Source organism: Clostridium sp. YIM B02500 (assembly GCF_022324665.1).
GTDB classification, from domain to species: Bacteria; Bacillota; Clostridia; order Clostridiales; family Clostridiaceae; genus Clostridium; species Clostridium beijerinckii.
On sequence record NZ_JAKGTE010000003.1, the window covers coordinates 13,773 to 35,750 of the forward strand.

18 protein-coding genes and 1 other annotated feature are annotated in these 21,978 nt (G+C 30.3%); all 18 genes read left to right on the forward strand.

The window, feature by feature from the left end; all coding sequences use genetic code 11:
* Window positions 1-2 precede the first annotated feature (2 nt).
* The 18 genes from nifS (at window position 3) to sigK (ending at window position 21,791) form a co-directional block, all read left to right on the forward strand.
* The gene (gene nifS / locus L1S46_RS02725) at window positions 3-1,184 is read left to right on the forward strand and encodes a cysteine desulfurase NifS (RefSeq protein ID WP_077305137.1); all 1,182 of its coding nucleotides are present in this window, start codon (window positions 3-5) and stop codon (window positions 1,182-1,184) included.
* A gap of 1 nt (window position 1,185) precedes the next feature.
* Window positions 1,186-1,623: a Fe-S cluster assembly scaffold protein NifU gene (nifU, locus tag L1S46_RS02730; protein WP_011968440.1), complete on the forward strand. Its 438-nt coding sequence runs from the start codon at window positions 1,186-1,188 to the stop codon at window positions 1,621-1,623.
* Between the two features lie 11 nt (window positions 1,624-1,634).
* Entirely contained in the window at window positions 1,635-2,711 is a 1,077-nt protein-coding gene (gene mnmA, locus L1S46_RS02735) for a tRNA 2-thiouridine(34) synthase MnmA (protein ID WP_077868350.1), read from the forward strand.
* Between the two features lie 409 nt (window positions 2,712-3,120).
* Complete coding sequence (locus L1S46_RS02740) at window positions 3,121-3,402, forward strand: hypothetical protein (RefSeq protein ID WP_238858645.1); 282 nt, start codon at window positions 3,121-3,123, stop codon at window positions 3,400-3,402.
* Between the two features lie 600 nt (window positions 3,403-4,002).
* A complete protein-coding gene (locus L1S46_RS02745; protein ID WP_238899188.1) occupies window positions 4,003-4,503 on the forward strand; it encodes a PRC-barrel domain-containing protein in 501 nt (166 codons plus the stop codon).
* Entirely contained in the window at window positions 4,484-5,512 is a 1,029-nt protein-coding gene (locus L1S46_RS02750) for an AI-2E family transporter (RefSeq protein WP_238899189.1), read from the forward strand. The genes L1S46_RS02745 and L1S46_RS02750 overlap by 20 nt, the downstream gene beginning before the upstream one ends.
* A 796-nt stretch (window positions 5,513-6,308) precedes the next feature.
* Window positions 6,309-6,487 (forward strand) — a binding site (T-box leader).
* Between the two features lie 297 nt (window positions 6,488-6,784).
* Entirely contained in the window at window positions 6,785-9,424 is a 2,640-nt protein-coding gene (gene alaS, locus L1S46_RS02755) for an alanine--tRNA ligase (protein WP_238899190.1), read from the forward strand.
* A gap of 136 nt (window positions 9,425-9,560) precedes the next feature.
* Window positions 9,561-9,818, forward strand: coding sequence for an IreB family regulatory phosphoprotein (locus L1S46_RS02760; RefSeq protein WP_008424959.1), 258 nt, complete (start codon window positions 9,561-9,563; stop codon window positions 9,816-9,818).
* A gap of 108 nt (window positions 9,819-9,926) precedes the next feature.
* Window positions 9,927-10,343: a Holliday junction resolvase RuvX gene (gene ruvX / locus L1S46_RS02765; RefSeq protein WP_011968446.1), complete on the forward strand. Its 417-nt coding sequence runs from the start codon at window positions 9,927-9,929 to the stop codon at window positions 10,341-10,343.
* Window positions 10,344-10,551: 208 nt separating this feature from the next.
* On the forward strand, window positions 10,552-10,830 hold the full coding sequence (locus L1S46_RS02770) for a DUF1292 domain-containing protein (protein ID WP_017210790.1): 279 nt from the start codon (window positions 10,552-10,554) through the stop codon (window positions 10,828-10,830).
* Between the two features lie 85 nt (window positions 10,831-10,915).
* Window positions 10,916-11,380: a Fur family transcriptional regulator gene (locus tag L1S46_RS02775; RefSeq protein ID WP_011968448.1), complete on the forward strand. Its 465-nt coding sequence runs from the start codon at window positions 10,916-10,918 to the stop codon at window positions 11,378-11,380.
* 363 nt (window positions 11,381-11,743) lie between these two features.
* On the forward strand, window positions 11,744-13,411 hold the full coding sequence (locus L1S46_RS02780) for a ribonuclease J (protein ID WP_011968449.1): 1,668 nt from the start codon (window positions 11,744-11,746) through the stop codon (window positions 13,409-13,411).
* Between the two features lie 399 nt (window positions 13,412-13,810).
* The gene (gene typA, locus L1S46_RS02785; RefSeq protein WP_011968450.1) at window positions 13,811-15,637 is read left to right on the forward strand and encodes a translational GTPase TypA; all 1,827 of its coding nucleotides are present in this window, start codon (window positions 13,811-13,813) and stop codon (window positions 15,635-15,637) included.
* A 108-nt stretch (window positions 15,638-15,745) separates the two neighbouring features.
* Complete coding sequence (mltG, locus tag L1S46_RS02790) at window positions 15,746-16,771, forward strand: endolytic transglycosylase MltG (RefSeq protein ID WP_238899191.1); 1,026 nt, start codon at window positions 15,746-15,748, stop codon at window positions 16,769-16,771.
* A gap of 273 nt (window positions 16,772-17,044) precedes the next feature.
* A complete protein-coding gene (locus L1S46_RS02795; protein ID WP_011968452.1) occupies window positions 17,045-17,689 on the forward strand; it encodes an O-methyltransferase in 645 nt (214 codons plus the stop codon).
* Window positions 17,690-17,695: 6 nt separating this feature from the next.
* Window positions 17,696-18,916, forward strand: a complete 1,221-nt coding sequence (locus L1S46_RS02800; protein ID WP_238899192.1) for a U32 family peptidase — start codon at window positions 17,696-17,698, stop codon at window positions 18,914-18,916.
* A 250-nt stretch (window positions 18,917-19,166) separates the two neighbouring features.
* Complete coding sequence (locus L1S46_RS02805; protein WP_077310043.1) at window positions 19,167-20,783, forward strand: penicillin-binding transpeptidase domain-containing protein; 1,617 nt, start codon at window positions 19,167-19,169, stop codon at window positions 20,781-20,783.
* 309 nt (window positions 20,784-21,092) lie between these two features.
* Window positions 21,093-21,791, forward strand: coding sequence for an RNA polymerase sporulation sigma factor SigK (gene sigK, locus L1S46_RS02810; RefSeq protein WP_011968455.1), 699 nt, complete (start codon window positions 21,093-21,095; stop codon window positions 21,789-21,791).
* The last annotated feature ends 187 nt before the right edge of the window (window positions 21,792-21,978 follow it).

The window sequence follows — 21,978 nt, forward strand, 5'->3', positions numbered from 1 at the left end:
TTATGAAGAACGTATATATGGATTATTCAGCTACAACTTATGTAAAGCCAGAAGTATTAGAAGAAATGCTTCCTTATTTTACTGAAAAGTTTGGTAACCCATCTTCATTTTATGGAATATCAAGAGAAACAAAAAGAGCTATAGATAAGGCAAGAGAACAGATAGCAGAAGCGTTAAACTGTTTACCTGATGAAGTGTATTTTACAGGTGGCGGATCAGAGGCTGATAACTGGGCTATAAAAGGTATTGCATCAGCTCATAAGAATAAAGGAAATCATATAATAACAACTAAGATTGAGCATCATGCAGTTCTTCATACTTGTGAATACTTAGAGAAGAATGGTTTTGATGTTACATATTTAGATGTTGATGAAGAAGGTTTCATAAAATTAGATGACTTAAGAAATGCTATAACTGATAAGACAATTTTAGTAAGTATTATGTTTGCTAATAATGAAATAGGAACAATTCAACCTATAAAAGAAATTGGAGAAATCTGTAGAGAAAAGAAAGTTTTCTTCCACACAGATGCAGTTCAGGCTGTTGGAAATGTTCCTGTTGATGTTAAAGAAATGAATATAGATATGCTATCACTTGCAGGCCATAAGATTTATGGACCAAAAGGTATTGGAGTTCTTTATATAAAGAAGGGAATTAAAATTGATAATTTAATTCACGGTGGAGCTCAAGAAAAGAATAGAAGAGCAGGTACAGAAAATATTGCTTCTATCGTTGGACTTGGTAAAGCTCTTGAACTTGCTACTAATAATTTAGAAGAGCATATGAAAAGATTAACTGCGTTAAGAGAAAAATTAATAGCTGGTTTACTTGAAATTCCATACACTAAATTAAATGGACCAAGAGGAGATAAGAGACTTCCTGGAAATGTTAATGTATGTTTTAGATTTATTGAAGGTGAATCAATTTTATTATCATTAGATTTTAAAGGGGTTTGTGCATCGAGCGGTAGTGCTTGTACTTCAGGTTCTTTAGATCCATCACATGTATTACTTGCAATCGGGCTTCCTCATGAAATTGCTCACGGATCATTAAGACTTAGTATGGGTGAAGGTTCAACAGAAGAAGATGTAGATTATGTTCTTGAAGTTGTACCACCAATTATTGAAAGATTAAGAAATATGTCACCATTATGGGATGACTTTTTAAAGAAAGGGGAAAATTAATATGATATACAGTGAAAAAGTAATGGAACATTTCCAAAACCCAAGAAACGTTGGAGAAATAGTAGATGCAAATGGCGTAGGTGAAGTTGGAAACGCTAAATGTGGAGACATAATGAAAATCTATTTAAAGGTTGAAGATAATATCATTAAAGATGTTAAATTTAAGACTTTTGGATGTGGATCAGCTATTGCATCATCATCAATGGCTACAGAATTAATCAAAGGGAAAACATTAGATGAAGCTTGGGAATTAACTAACAAAGCAGTTGCAGAAGCTTTAGATGGTCTTCCACCAGTAAAAATGCATTGTTCAGTTCTTGCAGAAGAAGCAATTCATAAGGCTATAAATGATTACAGAGCAAAAAATGGATTAGAAGTAATACCTATGGAAGAACATAGTGATGAAGATCTACATGCTGCTGTACATGGAGAAGAGTAATAGGTGAATTTATGAAGAAAAAAGTTTTAGTAGGTATGAGTGGTGGTGTAGATAGTTCTGTTGCTGCATATTTATTAAAACAGCAGGGATATGACGTCATTGGTGCTACAATGCAGATTTGGCAGCACGATGAGGAATTTGAAGAAAGGGAAGGGGGCTGCTGCTCCCTTTCTGCTGTTGATGATGCAAGAAGAGTATGCGACAAACTTGATATACCATTTTATGTTTTGAATTTTAGAGATTATTTTAAGGAAAAAGTTATTGATAAATTTGTTCAAGAATACATAGACGGAAAAACTCCAAACCCTTGTATTGAATGTAATAAACATTTGAAGTTTGATGAACTTTTAAGAAGAGCAAGAGGTATAGGGGCAGATTATGTTGCTACTGGTCATTATGCTAAAATTGAAAAGCGAGATGATAGATATCTTTTAATCAGATCTGATGATGATAGAAAAGATCAAACGTATGCTTTATATAATTTTACTCAAGATCAGTTAGAACATACATTAATGCCTTGTGGAGATTATGAAAAGACAAAAATAAGAGAAATAGCGAAAGAAATTGGTCTTGCTGTTCATAATAAAAAAGATAGTGAAGAAATATGTTTCATTTCTGATAATAATCATGGAAAATATATTTCAGAAGCAGAACCAAATAGGGTTAAACCAGGTAACTTTGTCGATAAGAGTGGTAATATACTAGGTAAGCATAAAGGAATTGTGTATTATACTATTGGACAAAGAAAAGGACTTGGACTTTCACTTGGAAGGCCAGTATTTGTAACAAATATTAATGCTAAAACCAACGAAGTTGTACTAGGTTCTGAAGATGATATCTTCAAAACAGAATTAATTGCAACTGATGTGAATTTTATTCCTTTTGATAAACTCGAAAAAGAAATAGAAGTTACAGCGAAAATCAGATATTCTGCAAAACCAGCAGAAGCTACTTTAATACCACTTCCAAATGGTAGGGTGAAAGTTATCTTTAAGGAAAAGCAAAGGGCAATAACTAAAGGTCAGTCAGTTGTATTTTACGATGATGAAATAGTAGTTGGCGGCGGAATAATAGAAAGTATAATCTAAAGAGTTATTGTAATTTAAATATTTTTAAAAATGAGAGTGCGTAAGTGCTCTCGTTTTTTTGTTTTTGTTTTGAGGTTGCAGAATATTTCAATGTGCAAGTAGCAGAGGAGTGTTATAGACAGTAAAAAGCTTTATAGGTGCAGAGAAAGGCACGCGTTTTGTGAGAGGATTAACTATGTGATTTAGAATTAAAAAGAACTTTGTGAGTAATTATACCGATTTGATAATTTACAGAAATAATACTAAAAAGTTAGGATAAATAAACAATGGAAGTGAATATGAATTACCAACTAGAGGAGATAAAATATTTGACTATATTTTACATAATAGTATTAACTTATGAAGATATACTTGATATAATATTTTTGAAAGTAAAAAATTGGAAGGTGATTTTTTGAATATCTTCAAGGTGTTAAAAAGATACGATGAACATGGCTTTAATTCTAAAGGATTTCATAAAAATGGCACGAAGTATGACGAGTATGGATTTGGTAAAAGAGGAATGCATAGAAATGGGACATATTATAACGAGGAAGGGTATGATAGAGAAGGATACGACAAAAAAGGATATGATAGAAATGGATTTAATAGTGCAGGTTTTGATAAAGAAGGATATAACAAAAATGGATATAACATATTAGGATACGACAGAGGTGGTGAATACTTAGAAGTAAGATATAAGTGGAAGTGATTGGAGTAAATCTAAATAATAAGAGGGTAATGTCATGAAGCGAATAAAAAGCTGCATTTCTAAATTGGCATTTAGAATGAATATTTTATACTTACATTAATTTTTCTAACAACTGATAATGGTAGTGTCTCTTTTATTAAAGTTAAAGAAAACGGTTGTATATTCTTGAATAGATTCACCCAAATTCTAAGGATGTTAAGATTTTATCTCAAAAATTTTAATTGCTGAAATTAAGTACTTACTAAATAGTAGGTACTATTTTTATTCTCTAGTACTGCTCATGAAGACAAAGTATCCACAATGTATGATGAAAGTATTGGTATTTTCGTAGGAACTCGCTCATAGAGGCAAAGCCTTCATAATTAACCATATTCGTCTACGATTTTTTAAGTGCAAAATTATTGTGCGGTAAAATTATACATTTGAGCATATTAATATGAATAATTTTCCTCTTGTTGGAGACCATATCAAATGAACTAGATTTAGTTTATTAACTATATTACTTATTTTAGAGAATATAGGGGGAGCACTACAGTATATAGTGTATAGACATAAACAGGCATAAGGACTTTCTATTAAAAATTATTTTGGAGGTGCACAATGTTTAAAACTAGAGACTTCTATTTCAAGAAAGTTTATAACATTAAAGGCAAAAAGATTGGCATTATAGAAGACTTATACATAGATTTCTTTTGGGGAAAGATTGTAGGATTTAAGGTATCCAATAGCCATCTGTTCTCTAAAAATAACTATATAGACATGGAAGATGTTATAGATATAGGTGAAGATGTAATAATAGAAAATATAAAAAAAGGTGAGGGACTTACATTTAAAGAGATTAAGTATATGGAAGTTATTGATACATTGGGGAATGTTAAAGGAGTTCTAGAGGATATTATAATAGATATACAAGATTATTCAATTAAAGCAATAGTTATAAGCTCAGGGTTAGTAGATAAAATGATAAAGGGTAAGCAAATTATTCTATTAAATAGATGCATCCTCGGAGAGGAATATATATTATATACAGGAAATGAGAGAGTTATGTTTAAAACTTTACCTCATAATATGGATAGGCACAATGCAATTAAGAAAGCATAAAAAAGCAATTCTTCTAGGTATAACCCTATTATGCTTTATTAGCTTAATATTAGCTTACATTTTTAACAAATCAATAAATTCAATAATAAATATTATTGTAGCATCTTTTATTTTAGCTTATACTTTGACTCCTATTAGGGATGGGTTTGAGGCAAAATTTAGAATAAGTAAGAAAATATCCTCAATAGTGGTTATATTAATAATTATAGGTATCATAACTGCATGTGTAATTGTTATAGTTCCTACGCTATTTAATGAGATATCCAATATCAGTAATATATTTGATAACGTAAGAAGTTTACTGGAAGGAATGTTGAAAAAAAATAACTTAGATGACTTTTCTACCACCAATGTAATTTATAATGAAATTTTAGAAAAAGGAAATGCTTTTTGGATAAATTTTTCAGAAAATGCAGTGGAAAATTTAATGAGCATTGGAGATAATGCAATGTCACTAGCAATAATACCTATTATGGTTTATTACTTTCTTTGCGATGGTAATAAAATATATAGTAAAATGCTGTTGCTATTGCCAACTTCTAAAAGAGGGCTAACTAAAAAAATATTAAGCGATATTGATAGAGTGTTAACAAGATATATAACAAGTCAATTGATGCTTTCGGGATTGATAGGCGGATTAACATTAATATTGTTATTATTATTGAAAGTAAAATTTCCTTTATGGATTTCTATATTGAATGCAATTTTAAACATAATACCTTATTTTGGACCAATTTTTGGTGCAGTTCCGGCGGTAATAGTTGCACTTTTAGATTCTCCAATAAAGGCATTTTGGGTAATTGTAGGTATGTTTATAATTCAACAGCTTGAGGGCGATATTTTATCTCCGAAAATAACAGGGGACAGCACAGAGATGCATCCATTTGTTATAATAATTTTATTACTTATAGGAGATAAATTTGGCGGATTTGTTGGGATGGTTTTAGTGGTGCCAATAGCTGTCATTATAAAAGTTTTATATGATGATATAAATTATTATCTGTTTTAGATTTTATAGATAAACAACTTAAGAATTTGATTTATTAGATGAACATTTTACAAAGTTGCTAAAACCTTAAGTTCGTATTTGCACTAGAAATTATAAATATATTTATAACCACAAGGGCAATAATATGAAGAAAACATTTGAAAATGAGCTGTTAAAGGTACTTAAGCCCAGAAACCAAAAGTGATGCTCTAAATTTTATATTTGGTTAGTAGAACTTTCACCCAGTGCATCTTTGATTTGGTGAGAATCGCTTGCTCAGCGAATGTAATAAGTTGAGCTTCCCTAGGAAAGTTGGAGAATGCTAAATTGGATAAAACCTGCTGCTTAGAACCTTCAGTGATATTTTTATAGCTTTTCGGAATCAAAATATTTATGATTTAGGTAAGTTATCACATAAACTATGAAATATCTTCCAACCAGAAATGAGTGATATACTTTTGTGGAATGTTTCATTGGTAATTTTGATGGATGTGATACTTTGGCTATAAGTTGTTCCAAATGTGCTAGTTCAAAAAGTGAGAATCGAAATTTTATATTTCGTTCTTCGAACTTTCTCTGTGAGCGCTTGTTCTTTGAGGCTAGCACTTTGGGTGTAACTTTATAGCCTTAGAATCACCCATCATAATTACTTAGAAACTGGAACAAAAGTATATTATTCATTTCAGTGAGTTATACGCATAAGTATAGATTATAGTTGGGTTATCTATAAAAAAGCTTATGCATTAGGGTAGTACAAATAAAGTTGAATATTGACATAATTATCTATATGAAATATAATTTTGATGAAATAATTAAATATTAAGCGATGAATAGGATAAGTAAATTTATCATAGTCATTTCAGAGAAAAAGTGGTTGGTGAAAACTTTTGGCTATATATTTTGAAGCTACCTAGGAGCTATAAATTACTAAGTGATGTATGATTATATCATACATAATTAGGGTGGTACCGCGGAATTCTAGCTTTCGTCCCTATATCTATTAGGGAGAGGGCTTTTTTTATTTGGTAAATTATACACCTATAAAAAGAGCAGCTATGCTGCAAATAGGATCTTTTCACTTATAAAAAAAGCAGCTATGCTGCAATACGAATCTTTTCAAATTTGAAAAATGTAGTTATGCACTGCTAAAAAGAGCAGCGATGTTTAAATTAAGACTTTTTCACCAATAATTATGAAATCTTAAATCTTCATAAGAAGATTGTAAATAAAATAAAAGATATTCCGAAGGAATATCATCGTCAACTGTTAACTAAAAAAATGGAGGAATAGTTTATGAAATTTATGAAAACCAATGACTTGAGAGAAGCATATTTGAAATTTTTTGAAAGCAAAGATCATCTAAGAATGGATAGCTTTTCTTTGGTTCCAAAGAACGATAAAAGTTTATTATTAATAAATGCAGGAATGGCTCCGTTGAAGCCTTATTTTACTGGATTACAAGAGCCACCAAAGAGAAGAATTACAACTTGTCAAAAATGTATTAGAACAGGGGATATCGAAAACGTAGGTATTACAAGTAGACATGGTACTTTCTTTGAGATGCTTGGAAACTTTTCTTTTGCAGATTATTTCAAGAAAGAAATAATTCCTTGGGCTTGGGAATTTATCACAGAAGTGTTGGAACTTCCTAAAGATAGATTATATGTAACTATATATTTAGATGATGATGAAGCATATGAATATTGGACTACACTTACAGATGTGGATAAAACTCATATATTTAGATTAGGCAAAGAAGATAATTTCTGGGAACATGGTGCAGGTCCATGCGGTCCTTGTACAGAAATTCATTTTAATAGATCAGAAGAAATACCAACTAACGCTGATGAGTTTGTTAAATTAGCAGATGAAGATAAGATAATAGAATTCTGGAACCTTGTTTTCACTCAATTTGATGGTGATGGAAAAGGAAACTATGAAAAACTTGCTAATACTAATATTGATACAGGTATGGGACTTGAAAGACTTGCAACTATAATGCAAGAGAAGAATAGTATTTTTGAAATTGATACATTAGAAAATATTTTAAGTGAAGTTGCAAAATTAGCTAATGTTAAATATGGAGAAAATCAAAAAACAGATATATCTTTAAGATTAATAACTGACCATATTAGATCGATAACTTTCATGATTTCAGATGATGTTATGCCATCTAATGAAGGTAGAGGGTATGTTTTAAGAAGACTTCTTAGAAGAGCAGCAAGACATGGGAAAACTCTAGGAATTAAAGAAGCATTCCTTTGCAATTTATGTGATACTGTTATAAGAGATTCAAGTGAAGCTTATCCAGAACTAAATAGCAAAAAAGAATATATTAAAAAAGTAATTAAAATAGAAGAAGATAAATTTAGAGAAACTTTAGATTCAGGAATGGAAATATTAAATGGATTTATAAGTGAACTAAAAGCAAAGAATGAAAAAGTTCTTAGTGGTGTAGATGGATTTAAATTATATGATACATTTGGTTTTCCAATGGAACTTACAAAAGAAATATTAGAAGATGAAGGCTTATCATTAGATGAAGATGCTTTCCACGAAGAAATGAAAGTTCAAAGAGAAAGAGCTAGAAGTGCAAGAAAAGTTTCTAATTACATGGGAACTGATGTTAAAACATTAGATATTATACCAGGAGAAATCGAAACTGTTTTTGATGGATATGACAATGATACTTTAAATGCAGAAGTTAAAGTGTTAATTGAAGGTGAAGACTTTACAGATGCTATAACAGAAGGAAATAAAGCTATTATAGTTACTGATGTTACTCCTTTATATGCTGAAATGGGTGGTCAAATAGGAGATACAGGTGTAATATTCAATGATAGTTTCAAGGCTAATGTGCTTGATACTAAAAAGAACATAGGTGGAAAAATAGTTCATTTTGTTGAAGTTGTATCAGGAGAACTTAAAGTAGGAGATACAGTTACTATTGAGGTGGATAAAGTTAGACGTGAAAACATTAAGAAAAATCATACTGCAACTCACCTTTTAGATAAAGCTTTAACTGAGGTTCTTGGATCACATGTTCATCAAGCTGGATCTTATGTAAGTAATGATAGACTTAGATTTGACTTTTCTCACTTTGAAGCTATGACGGAGGAAGAAATAAGTAGGGTTGAAGATTTAGTAAATCAAGCAATTACAAGTGTTACACCAGTTGTTACAGAAGTTATGGATCTTCAAGAAGCAAAAAATAGTGGAGCTATAGGTATATTTGATGATAAATATGCTGATAAAGTTAGAGTTGTAAGTGCAGGGGAATACTCTAAAGAATTATGTGGTGGAACACATATAGATAACACAGGAAAGATTGGTTTATTCAAAATTATATCTGAAAGTGGTATTGCTGCAGGAACAAGAAGAATTGAAGCTGTAATAGGAAAAGAAGCTTATAAGATAGTAAATGAAAAGAAAGATTTATTAAAAGAAATTTCAACTAAGCTTAAATGCTCAGAAAAAGAATTATTAGCTAAACTTGATCAACAAGTTAAGGAGCTTAAGGAAAAAGATAAAGAAATAACAGCTCTAAAATCTAAATTCGCATCAATGGGAATAGATGATATAGTATCTTCTTCAAGAAACGTTAAGGATATAAATGTAATTTCTTATGAATTAAAAGACGTTGATAGTGATACTTTAAGAGATGTATGCGAAAAAGTAAGAGATAAAGCTCCAAATAGCATAGTTTTACTTATGAGTGCAAATGCTGGAAAAGTTATTATTTGTGCTATGGCAACTAAAGATGCAGTAGCTAAAGGTGCTCATTGCGGAAAGTTAATAAAAGAAATATCTTCTATGCTTGGCGGCGGAGGCGGCGGAAGACCAGACATGGCTCAAGCAGGTGGAAAGATGCCAGAAAAGATACAAGAGGCGATTGAAGAATCATATAAAATAGTGGAAACTTTAGCAAAGTAGTATACTTTTTATAAAAAATAGGTTATAATCTAATTATAGTTAGTGAATAAATTTAAAAAATAAAGTTAATAATAAATATGGATATCGTTTCCTTATAAAATGATTAAGGGGGTGAGTTGCTTTAAGTAGCAATTTTATGAGTAATAATATTGAACATACAATGCAATTTGATTTAAGTAAGAATAAAGAAGCTCTTACAAAAACAATATTAACAGAGGTTTATAATTCATTACAGGAAAAAGGATATAATCCTATAAATCAATTAGTTGGATATTTGATTTCAGGAGACCCTACTTACATCACTAATTACAACGGAGCAAGAGCTTTAGTAAGAAAACTCGAGAGAGATGACATACTAGAAGAAGTTATAAAATCTTATTTAGAGATAAAGTAGAGAGTGCCCGTTTATAACGGGCACTTTTAATTTTAGTATATGAAAGAAAGCGTGATATCGAGATTTTCTTGATATTTGTTGCTTATATGTTGTGAGAGGTGCTGTGATTTGAGGATACTTGGATTAGATTTGGGTTCAAAGACTATTGGAGTGGCAGTAAGTGATCCATTAGGATTCACTGCTCAAGGCCTGACTACAGTTAGAAGAACTAATAAAGAAAAAGATATAGCGGAAATAAAAAAGTTTTGTGATGAATATGATGCAAAGGTTATTGTAATTGGATTACCCAAGAATATGAACGGAACAATAGGACCATCTGGAGAGATTGCGATGGCTTTTGGAAAGGTTATAGAAGAAGAACTTAATGTAGAAGTGAAATTCTGGGATGAACGTTTAACTACTGTTGCAGCACATAAAGCAATGCTTGAAGCTGATTTGTCAAGGAATAAGAGGAAGAAGATAGTAGATAAAGTTGCATCAACTTACATACTTCAAGGATATTTAGATATGATTTCAAGAAAATAAATATCTGATGGAATAGGAAATTTTGAGGAGTATATGTATAAGATTAATTTCTTATACAATATGCTTTTATTAATAAATATATATTGCAAAAATAATCCTTATCATAATTCTAAAAATATCGCAAGAATTTTAATCGCGATTGTGAATTGTGAAATGTGCATTGTGAATTGCAACATAAATAAAAATAAAATACAGAAGGGATACATTTATGGATAAGGAAGCAAAATATGTATATATACCTGATCAAGAAGGAAATGACGTTAAGTTTGAGGTTGTTATATACTTTGAAATAGAAAAATTAAAAGGCCAATATATTATTGCAACTCCTGCATTTGAAGAAACTGATGAAGCTTATGCTTTTAAGATATTCAAAGATGAGGATGGAAGCGATATATTTATAGCTTTAGAAGATGACGATGAAGAATTCGAAATGGTATTAGAAACTTATGAAACTCTTATGAATGAAGATGGCTTAATTGAGGAATAGTATACAATCTAGTAATATGATATTTTCTTTAATGTTTATTTAGAGAAAAATCAATTCATTTAATATGAAAAGTGAGGTGTCATGTATGGATGCATCAAATTTAATTGATATGAATGCCTTGAAGGAAGACTTGAAAAAAAAGGGTTATAAATTAACACCACAAAGAAGATCAATTGTTGATACTATTATTGAAAATGAAGGTCAACATTTAACAGCGGAAGAAATATATGATAGTGTAAAAAAAAGTTGTCCGGAAATTGGATTAGCAACAGTATATAGAACTATTCTTTTGCTAGAAGAATTAGGAGTAATATCAAGATTAGATCTAAATGATGGATGTAGTAGATATGAAATAGTGCATTCAAATGAAACGCACAGACATCATCATCTTATTTGTAATATCTGTCATAAGGTTTTGGAAGTTCAGGATGATTTATTAGAGGATTTAGAATCTGGAATTGAAAAGCAATATAAGTTTAAGATTTTAGACCATAGTTTAAAATTTTTTGGCGTATGTGATGAATGCCAAAAGAAGCTAAGTGATGAATAAAAGGACTTTTAATAGAAAATTAAAAATAAAATAAAGTCAAAAGTGTGCCAGATATTTTGCCGTGAATGAAGTAAGGATATGTATTTTACGGTTTATATATTTACTAAGAAAATGCATTTAGTGCCATGCTTAAAAGGGCATGGTATCAAATGGTAATTGTTATTAAGGTATATGTATTTAAAGTGAATTAATATGGCTAAACCTTATATGCTAAATAAAGCAATGTAGGCTTATAGATTGGAATGTAGATTAAGGTCGCCTATATTAATGTGAAATATATTGTCACATAGGACTTGTTATTTTTTAATGCTAAAGAAAGAACCTTTGTTTATAAATATAATATTAAGAAGAAGGAGGGGAAGTATGAAAAATGAAAGAGCGAAGATAAAGATAATTCCTCTTGGTGGTATAAACGAAATCGGAAAAAATATAACAGCTATAGAATATAAAGAAGATATTATTATTATAGACTGTGGACTAAAATTTCCGGATGATGATATGTTTGGAATAGATATTGTAATACCAGATGTTTCATATCTAATCAAAAATTCAGAGAAAATCAAGGGGATATTTTTAACTCACGGACATGAAGACCATATAGGAGCGTTGCCGTATGTGCTTAGACAACTAAATGTTCCTGTTTATGGCACTAAGCTTACTCTTGGAATAGTTGAAACAAAACTAAAAGAACACGGTTTGTTAGCTTCAACAGAGTTAGTAAGAGTAAAGCCAAAGGATATAATTAAACTTGATAGTGTTTCAGTTGAATTTATAAAGACTAATCACTCAATTGCAGATTCAGTTGCAATTGCAGTTCATACACCACTTGGGGTAGTACTTCATACAGGAGATTTTAAGATTGATTACACACCAATTGATGGAGAAATGATGGATTTTGGAAGATTAGCTGAACTTGGAAGAAAGGGAGTTTTAGTATTAATGGCGGATTCAACAAATGTTGAAAGACCAGGATATACTATGACAGAAAAGGTTGTTGGCGAAACTTTCCTAAGACTTTTTGGTAAGGCTAAGGGTAGGTTAATAGTTGCAACATTTGCATCTAATGTTCACAGAATTCAGCAAATAATTACAGCTGCTGAAGCTTATGAAAAGAAGGTAGCAGTTTCAGGAAGAAGTATGGAGAATATTGTTCAAGTTGCAATAGAACTTGGATATCTCACAGTTGGAAAAGATGTACTTGTTCCAGTGGATCAAATTTCAAAATATCCAAACGAAAAAATTGTTGTAATAACAACTGGAAGCCAGGGGGAACCAATGTCTGCTCTTGCAAGAATGGCAGCATCGGAGCATAGAAAAATTAATGTAATTCCAGGCGATACAGTAATTATTTCAGCAACACCTATACCAGGTAATGAAAAATTTGTTTCAAAAGTTATAAATCAACTATTTAAAAAGGGTGCTCAAGTTATATATGATTCTCAGGAAAAGATTCACGTTTCAGGTCATGCATGTCAAGAAGAACTTAAACTAATGCAGGCTTTAGTTAAACCAAAATTCTTTGTGCCAGTTCATGGTGAATATAGACATTTAAAGAAGCATGGTGAATTAGCTATGGAAGTTGGACTTTCAGAAAAGAATTTATTAATACCTGAGAATGGTGATGTTATCGAAGTAGCAAGAAATTATATTAAAAAGAATGGTACTGTTGTTTCAGGGCAAGTGTTTGTTGATGGTCTCGGTGTTGGAGATGTCGGAAATATTGTCTTAAGAGATAGAAAACATCTTTCACAAGATGGTATATTAACAATAGTAGTTACAATAGAGAAACAAACTGGAAGGGTTGTATCCGGTCCAGATATAATTTCAAGGGGATTCGTCTATGTTAGAGAATCTGAAGGTCTTATGGATGAAGCAAGAGAAATTGTTAAATCTGTATTAAAGACTTGTGAAGAAAAACAGATTACTGACTGGGCTACATTAAAATCTAAGATGAGGGATCAACTTAGAGAGTATCTTTACGAAAAGACTAAGAGAAAACCTATGATATTGCCAATAATTATGGAGTTTTAGAAGTTTTTGGAAGTGTGAAAGAAAATAGTGATTCTAAAACTGCAAAGAATATATTTTGTTATTGATAATTAAATTATGAATTAACTAAATATTAAATTGTTAAATATATATTCTTTGGAATAGGGTTGACTTTTTTTGATGAAAAGAGTAGAATTTATAATAGTTGTGTAGGAATTGGATACTTTAAGTATCCAATTTTCTTTTGGAGAAAAACAGTTATAGGTTTACATTTATATGTGAATAATTTTAATCGCAATTTATTTATAATAATAGTAATAATATGTTAACAGTATGAAGTTATTTACAGTGTATACTTAAATTTTAACTAATTTATATGCAAACTAAAGAGAAACTATAAAAGAAAAATTCGCAGCTTGCTTGCTGTTTGGAGGAATAATAATGGAATTAATTAAAAGAGAAGATATAAGAAATATTGCTATAATTGCCCACGTTGACCACGGTAAGACAACTTTAGTAGATGCTTTGTTAAAACAAAGCCATACATTTAGAGCTAATGAAAAAGTAGAAGAAAGAGTAATGGATTCTAATGACTTAGAAAAAGAAAGAGGAATTACAATTCTTTCAAAGAATACTGCAGTAATTTATAATGACATAAAAATAAATATAGTAGATACACCAGGGCATGCTGATTTCGGTGGAGAAGTTGAACGTGTACTTAAGATGGTTGATTCAGTTTTGCTTGTTGTTGACTCTTATGAAGGACCAATGCCACAAACTAAATTCGTTTTAAAGAAATCATTAGAATTAGGTTTAAAGCCAATAGTTATAATCAACAAAATAGATAAACCAAATGCTAGACCAACAGACGTTATTGATGAAGTATTTGATCTATTCGTAGAACTCGGAGCTAATGATGAACAATTAGATTTCCAAATTATTTACGCGTCAGCTAGAGAAGGATTTGCAAGATATAATGTAGATGATCAAAATAACGATATGACTCCTATATTTGATACAATATTAAAATATGTTGCACCACCAGAAGGATATATTGATGAACCACTTCAAATGCTTGTTAGTACACTAGATACAAATGCATTTGTTGGGAAAATTGCAATTGGTAAGATACATCGAGGTACAGTAAAGAGAAATCAAACAGTTGCTTTATTGAAGAATGATGGATCAAGCGCTAATTACAAAATAACTAGTATATTCACATACAAAGGATTAAAGAGAGAAGAAGCAGAAGAAGCTTCAATGGGAGATATAGTTGCAGTAAGTGGTGTTATTGATGCTAATATAGGTGATACTATAGCAGATTCATCATCGCCAGAAGCATTACCATTCCTTGAAATAGATGAACCAACATTAAATATGAACTTCATGGTTAATGATTCACCATTTGCAGGTCAAGAAGGTGAATTCGTAACATCAAGACATTTAAGAGATAGATTAATGAAAGAACTTGAAACAAATGTAAGTTTAAGAGTAAAAGAACTTACTCCAGATTGTTTTGAAGTTTCAGGAAGAGGAGAACTTCACCTTTCAGTTCTTATTGAAACAATGAGAAGAGAAGGATATGAATTCCAAGTTTCAAAGGCAAATGTTATATTTAGGGAAGTAGATGGCCACAAGGAAGAACCAATTGAGTACTTAACAATTGATGTTCCAGAAGAATTTATGGGACCTGTTATGGAAAAGCTTGGACCAAGAAAAGCAGAAATGGTTAATATGACATCTGCAGTAAATGGATATACAAGATTAGAATTCACAGTTCCAGCTAGAGGACTTATTGGATTTAGAAGTGAATTAATGACTGATACAAAAGGTAATGGAATTATGAATCACGTATTCCATTCTTATGAAAAATACAAAGGTGATATTCCAGGAAGAAGCAGAGGATCAATAGTTTCATTTGAAGCAGGAGATTCAATAGCATATGGATTATATAGTGCTCAAGAAAGAGGGCAATTATTCATAGGTGCTGGTGTTCCTGTATACGGTGGTATGATTGTTGGGGTTTCTGCAAGAGCAGAGGATCTTGAAATTAATGTATGTAAAATGAAGAAACTTACTAATACAAGATCATCAGGTGCTGATGATGCATTAAAATTAACTCCACCAGTTGAAATGTCTCTTGAACAATGTTTAGAATTTATAAATGCTGATGAATTGGTAGAAGTTACACCAAAGAATATAAGAATGAGAAAAAGAGTATTGGATAGTGCTGAAAGAAGAAGAATGATTAGCAGAAACAAAAAATAATTTGCTGAAAATACTTTAACTATTAAATAAAATAAATATAATTAAAGTAAATGGTCTTTATTTGGCTATTTACTTTTAATTATATCTAGGAGAAAGTAGAAAAAGTTTATGAATAAATATAAATCTTTTAGAAAGCTAATACTGTTAATTATATTATTTTTATTTGTAATAACTCTGACGTTTGTAATATCTTATAGTAGTACCATAAGAAAACCATTAAAGTCGACTGAAGACTCAATTATAATTGAAGTCAAACAAGGCGAAGGTTTTTATGATATATTGGATAAGTTAGACAAAGAAAATAAATTGACCAATAAACTTCTTATTAAAGTAAATCTGGCTATAGATAAGAGAAAAGTAAATTTAACAGAAGGTATATATGAAATAAATACAAATTCATCCTTAGAAGAACTGATAAAATCTTTAGAAAATAAGGATGGGGATAAGGATTTGGTTAAATTAACTATACCAGAAGGTTATTCTATAGAAGATATTGCTAAAAGCGTAGAAGATAAAGGTATTTGTTCTAAAGACGAATTTATTAAAGACGTTAAAGATTATAAATTGCCTAGTTTCGTGAAAAATAATAATAAGAAGAGATATAATTTGGAAGGATATTTGTATCCTGATACATATTTAATAGAAAAAGGGTCAAATGCAAATGATGTAATTAAATCTATGTTAGATAGATTTGAAGATGTGCTGAAGCAGGCAGAAGATGAGACTAAAGTTGAAATAAGTGATGAAGATGTTGAAAAAATAGTTACTATAGCTTCCATGATAGAAAGAGAAGCAAGAGCGCCTGGTGATAGGCCATTAATATCATCAGTTATTTACAACAGATTAGAGAAAGATATGAAACTTCAAATAGACGCAGCCGTAATTTATGCATTAGGATATCATGTTGATGTAGTATTAAACAAGCATCTAGAAGTAGATTCTCCATATAATGTGTATAAGTATAAAGGCCTGCCAGTTGGTCCTATAGCAAATCCAGGTTTAGACTGCATTAAGGCAGCATTGCTTCCTGAAAAGACAGATTATTTATATTATATTATGAAAGATGATGGATCACATTATTTTACCAATAACTATGAAGATTTTTTAAATAAGAAAAAAGAGTTGGGATACTAACTGTAATGCACACAATGCACAATCGATAGTTGTGAATTGATAATTTAAGTTCTAAAGTATAATATAGAGACTTAATTTTGGATATGTATAGATTTCCAAAACAAGAACTTGACATATACCCAGTCTAACTCAAGTAAATTGAAAAACTAATCAAATGCATAAGTAAAATTCTTAAATTGCTTATCTATAGATAAACAACTTAAGAATTAGATATAAATTATAAATCAAGTTATTGATTTGTTTATCTATAATACAGATTTATGGAGGAAATTCATGAGCGAAATCACATATGACTATATGGAAGAATATATTAGAAGTTTAATTCCTGAGAGAGAAGGGACATTAAAGGAAATAGAAGCTTTTGCAAGAGCAAATGGGGTGCCTATTGTTCAAAAAGAAACAGGTGTATTTCTTGAATTCATGACTAGTATGAAGAAACCAAAAAGAATATTAGAACTTGGAACAGCAATAGGGTTTTCATCAATACTAATGTATCAAGCTGCGGGGACAGAACCAGAAATTGTTACAATAGAACGTGATGAAAAAATGATTGAACTTGCAAACATTAATTTAAAGAAATTTAATTTAGACCATAAGATCAAAATTGAAGAGGGCGATTGTTTAGAGATTTTAGAAAAATTAAATGAGCCTTTTGATTTGATTTTTATGGATGCAGGCAAAGGACATTACAACCACTTTTTGCCACACTGTTTGAGACTACTTAATCCAGATGGAGTAATAGTTGCTGATAATGTTTTATTTAGAGGTATGGTGGCATCACAAGAATTAGTTAAAAGAAGAAAAATTACAATAGTAAAGAGAATGAGGACTTATTTGGAATTAGTTACTCAAGATGAAAACTTAATTACATCTGTTATACCAATGGGAGATGGAATTGCAGTTACAAAGAGGAGGTAAATTAAAATGATAAGACCAGAAATTTTAGCACCAGCAGGAAATTTAGATAAACTTAAAATAGCAATAGATTTTGGTGCAGACGCTGTATATCTTGGCGGAAGCAAATTAAATCTAAGAGCATTTGCAGATAATTTTACTAATGAACAATTAAAGGAAGGCGTGGAATACGCTCATGATAGAAATCGAAAAGTTTATGTAACTATGAACGTTTTCCCTCATAATGCAGATTTAGGCGGAGTAGAAGATTATATAAAGGAATTATATGAAACAGGTGTTGATGCAATAATAGCATCAGATCCAGCAATAATTTCAGCGGCTAGAGAAGTTGCACCAAATTTAGAGATTCACTTAAGCACTCAAGCTAATAATGTTAACTGGAGAGCAGCTAAGTTTTGGTATGAACAAGGTGTTAAGAGAATAGTAATGGCTAGAGAGCTTAGCTTAACTGAGATAAAAGAAATGAGAGATAACTTACCAGAGGAATGTGAGATCGAAGCATTTGTGCATGGTTCAATGTGTATAAGTTACTCAGGAAGATGTTTAATTTCTAATTATATGGTTGGGAGAGACGCTAATAGAGGGGCTTGTGCGCAAGCATGTAGATTTAAATATCATTTGGTAGAAGAAAAGAGACCAAATGAATTTTATCCAGTAGTTGAAGATGAGAATGGAACATACATAATGAATTCAAAAGACTTATGTATGATTCAACATATAGACGATGTTATAAAGGCTGGAGTATACTCTCTAAAAATCGAAGGACGAATGAAGAGTTTATATTACGTTGCAGCAGTAGTTAAATCATATAGGCAGGCAGTGGATGCATATATGAAAGATCCTGATAATTATAAATTCGATCCAAAGTGGATGGAAAATTTAAATAAAGTAAGTCACAGAGTATATCATACAGGTTTTTACTATGGCCAGAGTGGAGAGCAAGTATACGAAGATTCAGCGTATATAAGGCATGCAGATATAATAGGAATAGTAAGAGCATACGATGAAGAAACAAAAATAGCAACTATTGAACAAAAAAATAAAGTATTAAATGGTGATACAGTAGAAGTTTTAAGACCAGAAGGAGATAATTTCGAAGTTGTTCTTGATGATATGACAGAAGAAAACGGAACTCCAATAGAGTCGGCAAATAGAGCGAAAATGATATACAAAGTAAGAGTAGATATTCCTCTAAAAGAAAAAGATTTAATAGTTAAAGACAAAGAATAGTTTATTTAATGGGAGCTTGCTCAACTTTGACTTGTACGAATGAATAATTCGGAGCAAGCTAAAGTTGTTGCAAGCTTTTATTTTTAGCGCTTTCAGCGATATTTTCATAGCTTTTCGGAACAAAATATTTATGATTTCGGTAAGTTACCACATAAATTTAGCTTTAGAGCTGGATATCTATAAATATATAAGTCCAGATATTTTGAATAAAACACCTTATTTAAGGCTAGAATCTAAGCTAGAGAGGGAGGTGTTTTTCATTTTTACTGGAAAATTTGATAGAAATAAGAGATTGATTCAGATTCTAGCTATGCTTATGACTGTAATTGTTATGTTAACAGCGCGTTTAACAATATTGCAAATATATCCATCTGAAAGAGTTGTGAGTTCTTATCAAAATCACCAAGAAGAAAATATTAGCAATATGAATTATATGATTTTAGACACTAATGGGAAAGATTTAATGAAGTATAACAAAAAATACGTACTTGTCATTGATACAAGACCATTCAGTTTAAATAACTATGAAGAAACACTTGAGGATTTAATGGCGTTTAATTTCATAATGAAATCTGAAAATCCTGATTTTAGTTATTCAGATATAATGAAACAAAGTGGGAAATTATATTTTAACATATCAGAGGATACATATAATAAAATTAATAACCTAAAAAATATAAAAGGAATATATACTTATATTTCTGATGAAGTAGATACTAAAAAAGCGTGGAGTGTCAGCAGTATGTTATCTAAAATATTAGATGAGGAACATGAAGCAGGAACTCTTGAAGGTGATATGTATGATTATCTAAAAGATAATGAAAAACCTAAAAGTGAATTTTATTTAGATAATAAAGCTGTTTATGCGAAACAATCAGTAAGTATAAGTGATGATAATAAAAATTTAAAATTAACTCTTGATAGTGATATTGAAAATAAAATAAGAGATATTTTGGATAAAGAGGAATATTCATATTTAAGCAATGTAGGGGTTACTATAATGGAAAGTGATACAGGTAAAATTAGGGCAATGGTTCAAAAGGACGAAAGCGCTGCTAATGTAAATTTAGGTATACAGCAGATTGGATATGAACCTGGATCTATTTACAAAGTGATAACACTCGGAGCAGCTTTAGATATGGGGCTTATAAATATAAATGATACTTTTGTTGGAGCAGGTAAGATAGATAGAAAAGTATATGGTAAATTATCAGTTGAGCAGGCCTTTGAAAAGTCTTCTAATGATGTATTTGCTGATATAGGAGCAAAAGTTGGCTATGATAAATTAATGGATTACTCACAGAAATTAGGATTATACGATAGAGTACTAAATTTAAATAGTGGAATTGTAAAAGAGGCACAAGGGGTGAAACCAGAAGAGGAGTCCGGAATAAACAATATATCTATAGGACAATGCATGAATGTAACTCCAATTCAAATGCTGGGAGCTATAAATTCTATAACTAATAATGGGGTTTATGAAAAACCATACTTAGTCGAAGGTATTTTGGATAAAGATGATAATTTAATAAAAGAGTTTAAAACTGATAAAAAGAGAGTATTTAGTGAAACAACAGCAAAAATAGTTAAGAATGAAATGAAGCAGGTTGTTTTGAAAGGAACAGGAATAAAAGCGTATGAATCAGATCTTGATATAGGTGGTAAAACTGGTTCGGCGACAGGTAGTGAAGGTAAAACTCATGGATGGTTTGCTGGATATTTTAGTGCAGGAGGAAAAAACTATACTATGGTAGTATTTACTCCAGACATACAGATGGATAAGGATGCTAATAATGAAGATCTTGGTGGTGGCGATACTGCAGCACCAATATTTAAAGATATAGTTAAAACTTTAAATGCGAAGTAGTGAAATTTAATCACTGCTATATTATATATAGTGAGATAATAAATTTACATTTAGAATTCTAGTGAACTAAGTGGTAAATTAAGCTTGTGATATAGAAATTTAATTGCAATATAAGTGTTCTAAAAAAATTAATTAATAAGAACATATATTGGAATATCGGTCGCTACAAACCAAATAACTTTATTAAGAGTGAATTATATCATTTAGAACCTATATAGTAAAATATAAATATAAAAAATAAAAATGTATAAGCAACTTTTTTGGTACTCCAACATATTATAATATCAAGCACTGCTATGGAGGAAAAAGGTGTTTATATTAAATAGCTTTATAGACCTAATATTAAATTCACTATTCTTAACTGGATATGTGACAAACAATAATACATTTCCACTACCTTTAGATGAAACAGAAGAACAAATGTATTTGAAAAAATTTAAAGAAGGAGATAAAAATGCCAAAAGTATTTTAATTGAAAGAAACTTAAGATTAGTAGCTCATATAGTAAAAAAATATTCGTTTCCTAATAAGGATGTAGATGAATTAATTTCAATTGGTACTGTTGGATTAATAAAAGCGATTGATTCTTTCGATGCAGGTAAGGGTACTAGACTTGCAACTTATGCTTCTAGATGTATAGAAAATGAGATTCTAATGCTGTTTAGAAATAGTAAAAAGCAAAAAAGTGAAGTTTATCTCCAAGATCCAATCGGAGTCGATAAAGAAGGAAATGAATTTTGTCTTATGGATATACTAAGCAGTGAAAAAGATAGCGTCTTAGAAAAAGTTGAAAGCAATTTACAAGTTAGAGCTCTATATAAAAAGTTGATTGAGTCATTAACCAAAAGAGAAAGTGCTATTATAATAATGAGATATGGATTAATTGATGGAAAATGCAAAACACAAAGAGAAATAGCAGTAAATTTAGGAATATCACGATCATATGTATCGAGAATAGAAAAAAAAGCTTTAAAAAAATTAAAAAAAGAGTTATTTACTAAAAATTAATTTAGTGTATAGAGAATTATAAATCTTTATCACTATAAAGCGATGCGCTGCTATTTAGTATATAATATGTACTTAATAATATCCATTTTCATTCATATTAGTGTAATGTTAAAAGAAGTTGGAAGGATAAATATTCTATATTTATATAAAGAATATTGACATACTTTAAACAAGGGTGCTATTTTTA

Coding starts and splice junctions, on each gene's coding strand:
- mnmA (WP_077868350.1), top strand. CDS start 1,635: ATGAAGAAAAAAGTTTTAGTAGGTATGAGTGGTGGTGTAGATAGTTCT.
- typA (WP_011968450.1), top strand. CDS start 13,811: ATGGAATTAATTAAAAGAGAAGATATAAGAAATATTGCTATAATTGCC.
- mltG (WP_238899191.1), top strand. CDS start 15,746: ATGAATAAATATAAATCTTTTAGAAAGCTAATACTGTTAATTATATTA.
- nifU (WP_011968440.1), top strand. CDS start 1,186: ATGATATACAGTGAAAAAGTAATGGAACATTTCCAAAACCCAAGAAAC.
- L1S46_RS02795 (WP_011968452.1), top strand. CDS start 17,045: ATGAGCGAAATCACATATGACTATATGGAAGAATATATTAGAAGTTTA.
- nifS (WP_077305137.1), top strand. CDS start 3: ATGAAGAACGTATATATGGATTATTCAGCTACAACTTATGTAAAGCCA.
- L1S46_RS02770 (WP_017210790.1), top strand. CDS start 10,552: ATGGATAAGGAAGCAAAATATGTATATATACCTGATCAAGAAGGAAAT.
- alaS (WP_238899190.1), top strand. CDS start 6,785: ATGAAATTTATGAAAACCAATGACTTGAGAGAAGCATATTTGAAATTT.
- L1S46_RS02745 (WP_238899188.1), top strand. CDS start 4,003: ATGTTTAAAACTAGAGACTTCTATTTCAAGAAAGTTTATAACATTAAA.
- L1S46_RS02780 (WP_011968449.1), top strand. CDS start 11,744: ATGAAAAATGAAAGAGCGAAGATAAAGATAATTCCTCTTGGTGGTATA.
- L1S46_RS02800 (WP_238899192.1), top strand. CDS start 17,696: ATGATAAGACCAGAAATTTTAGCACCAGCAGGAAATTTAGATAAACTT.
- L1S46_RS02760 (WP_008424959.1), top strand. CDS start 9,561: ATGAGTAATAATATTGAACATACAATGCAATTTGATTTAAGTAAGAAT.
- L1S46_RS02750 (WP_238899189.1), top strand. CDS start 4,484: ATGCAATTAAGAAAGCATAAAAAAGCAATTCTTCTAGGTATAACCCTA.
- L1S46_RS02775 (WP_011968448.1), top strand. CDS start 10,916: ATGGATGCATCAAATTTAATTGATATGAATGCCTTGAAGGAAGACTTG.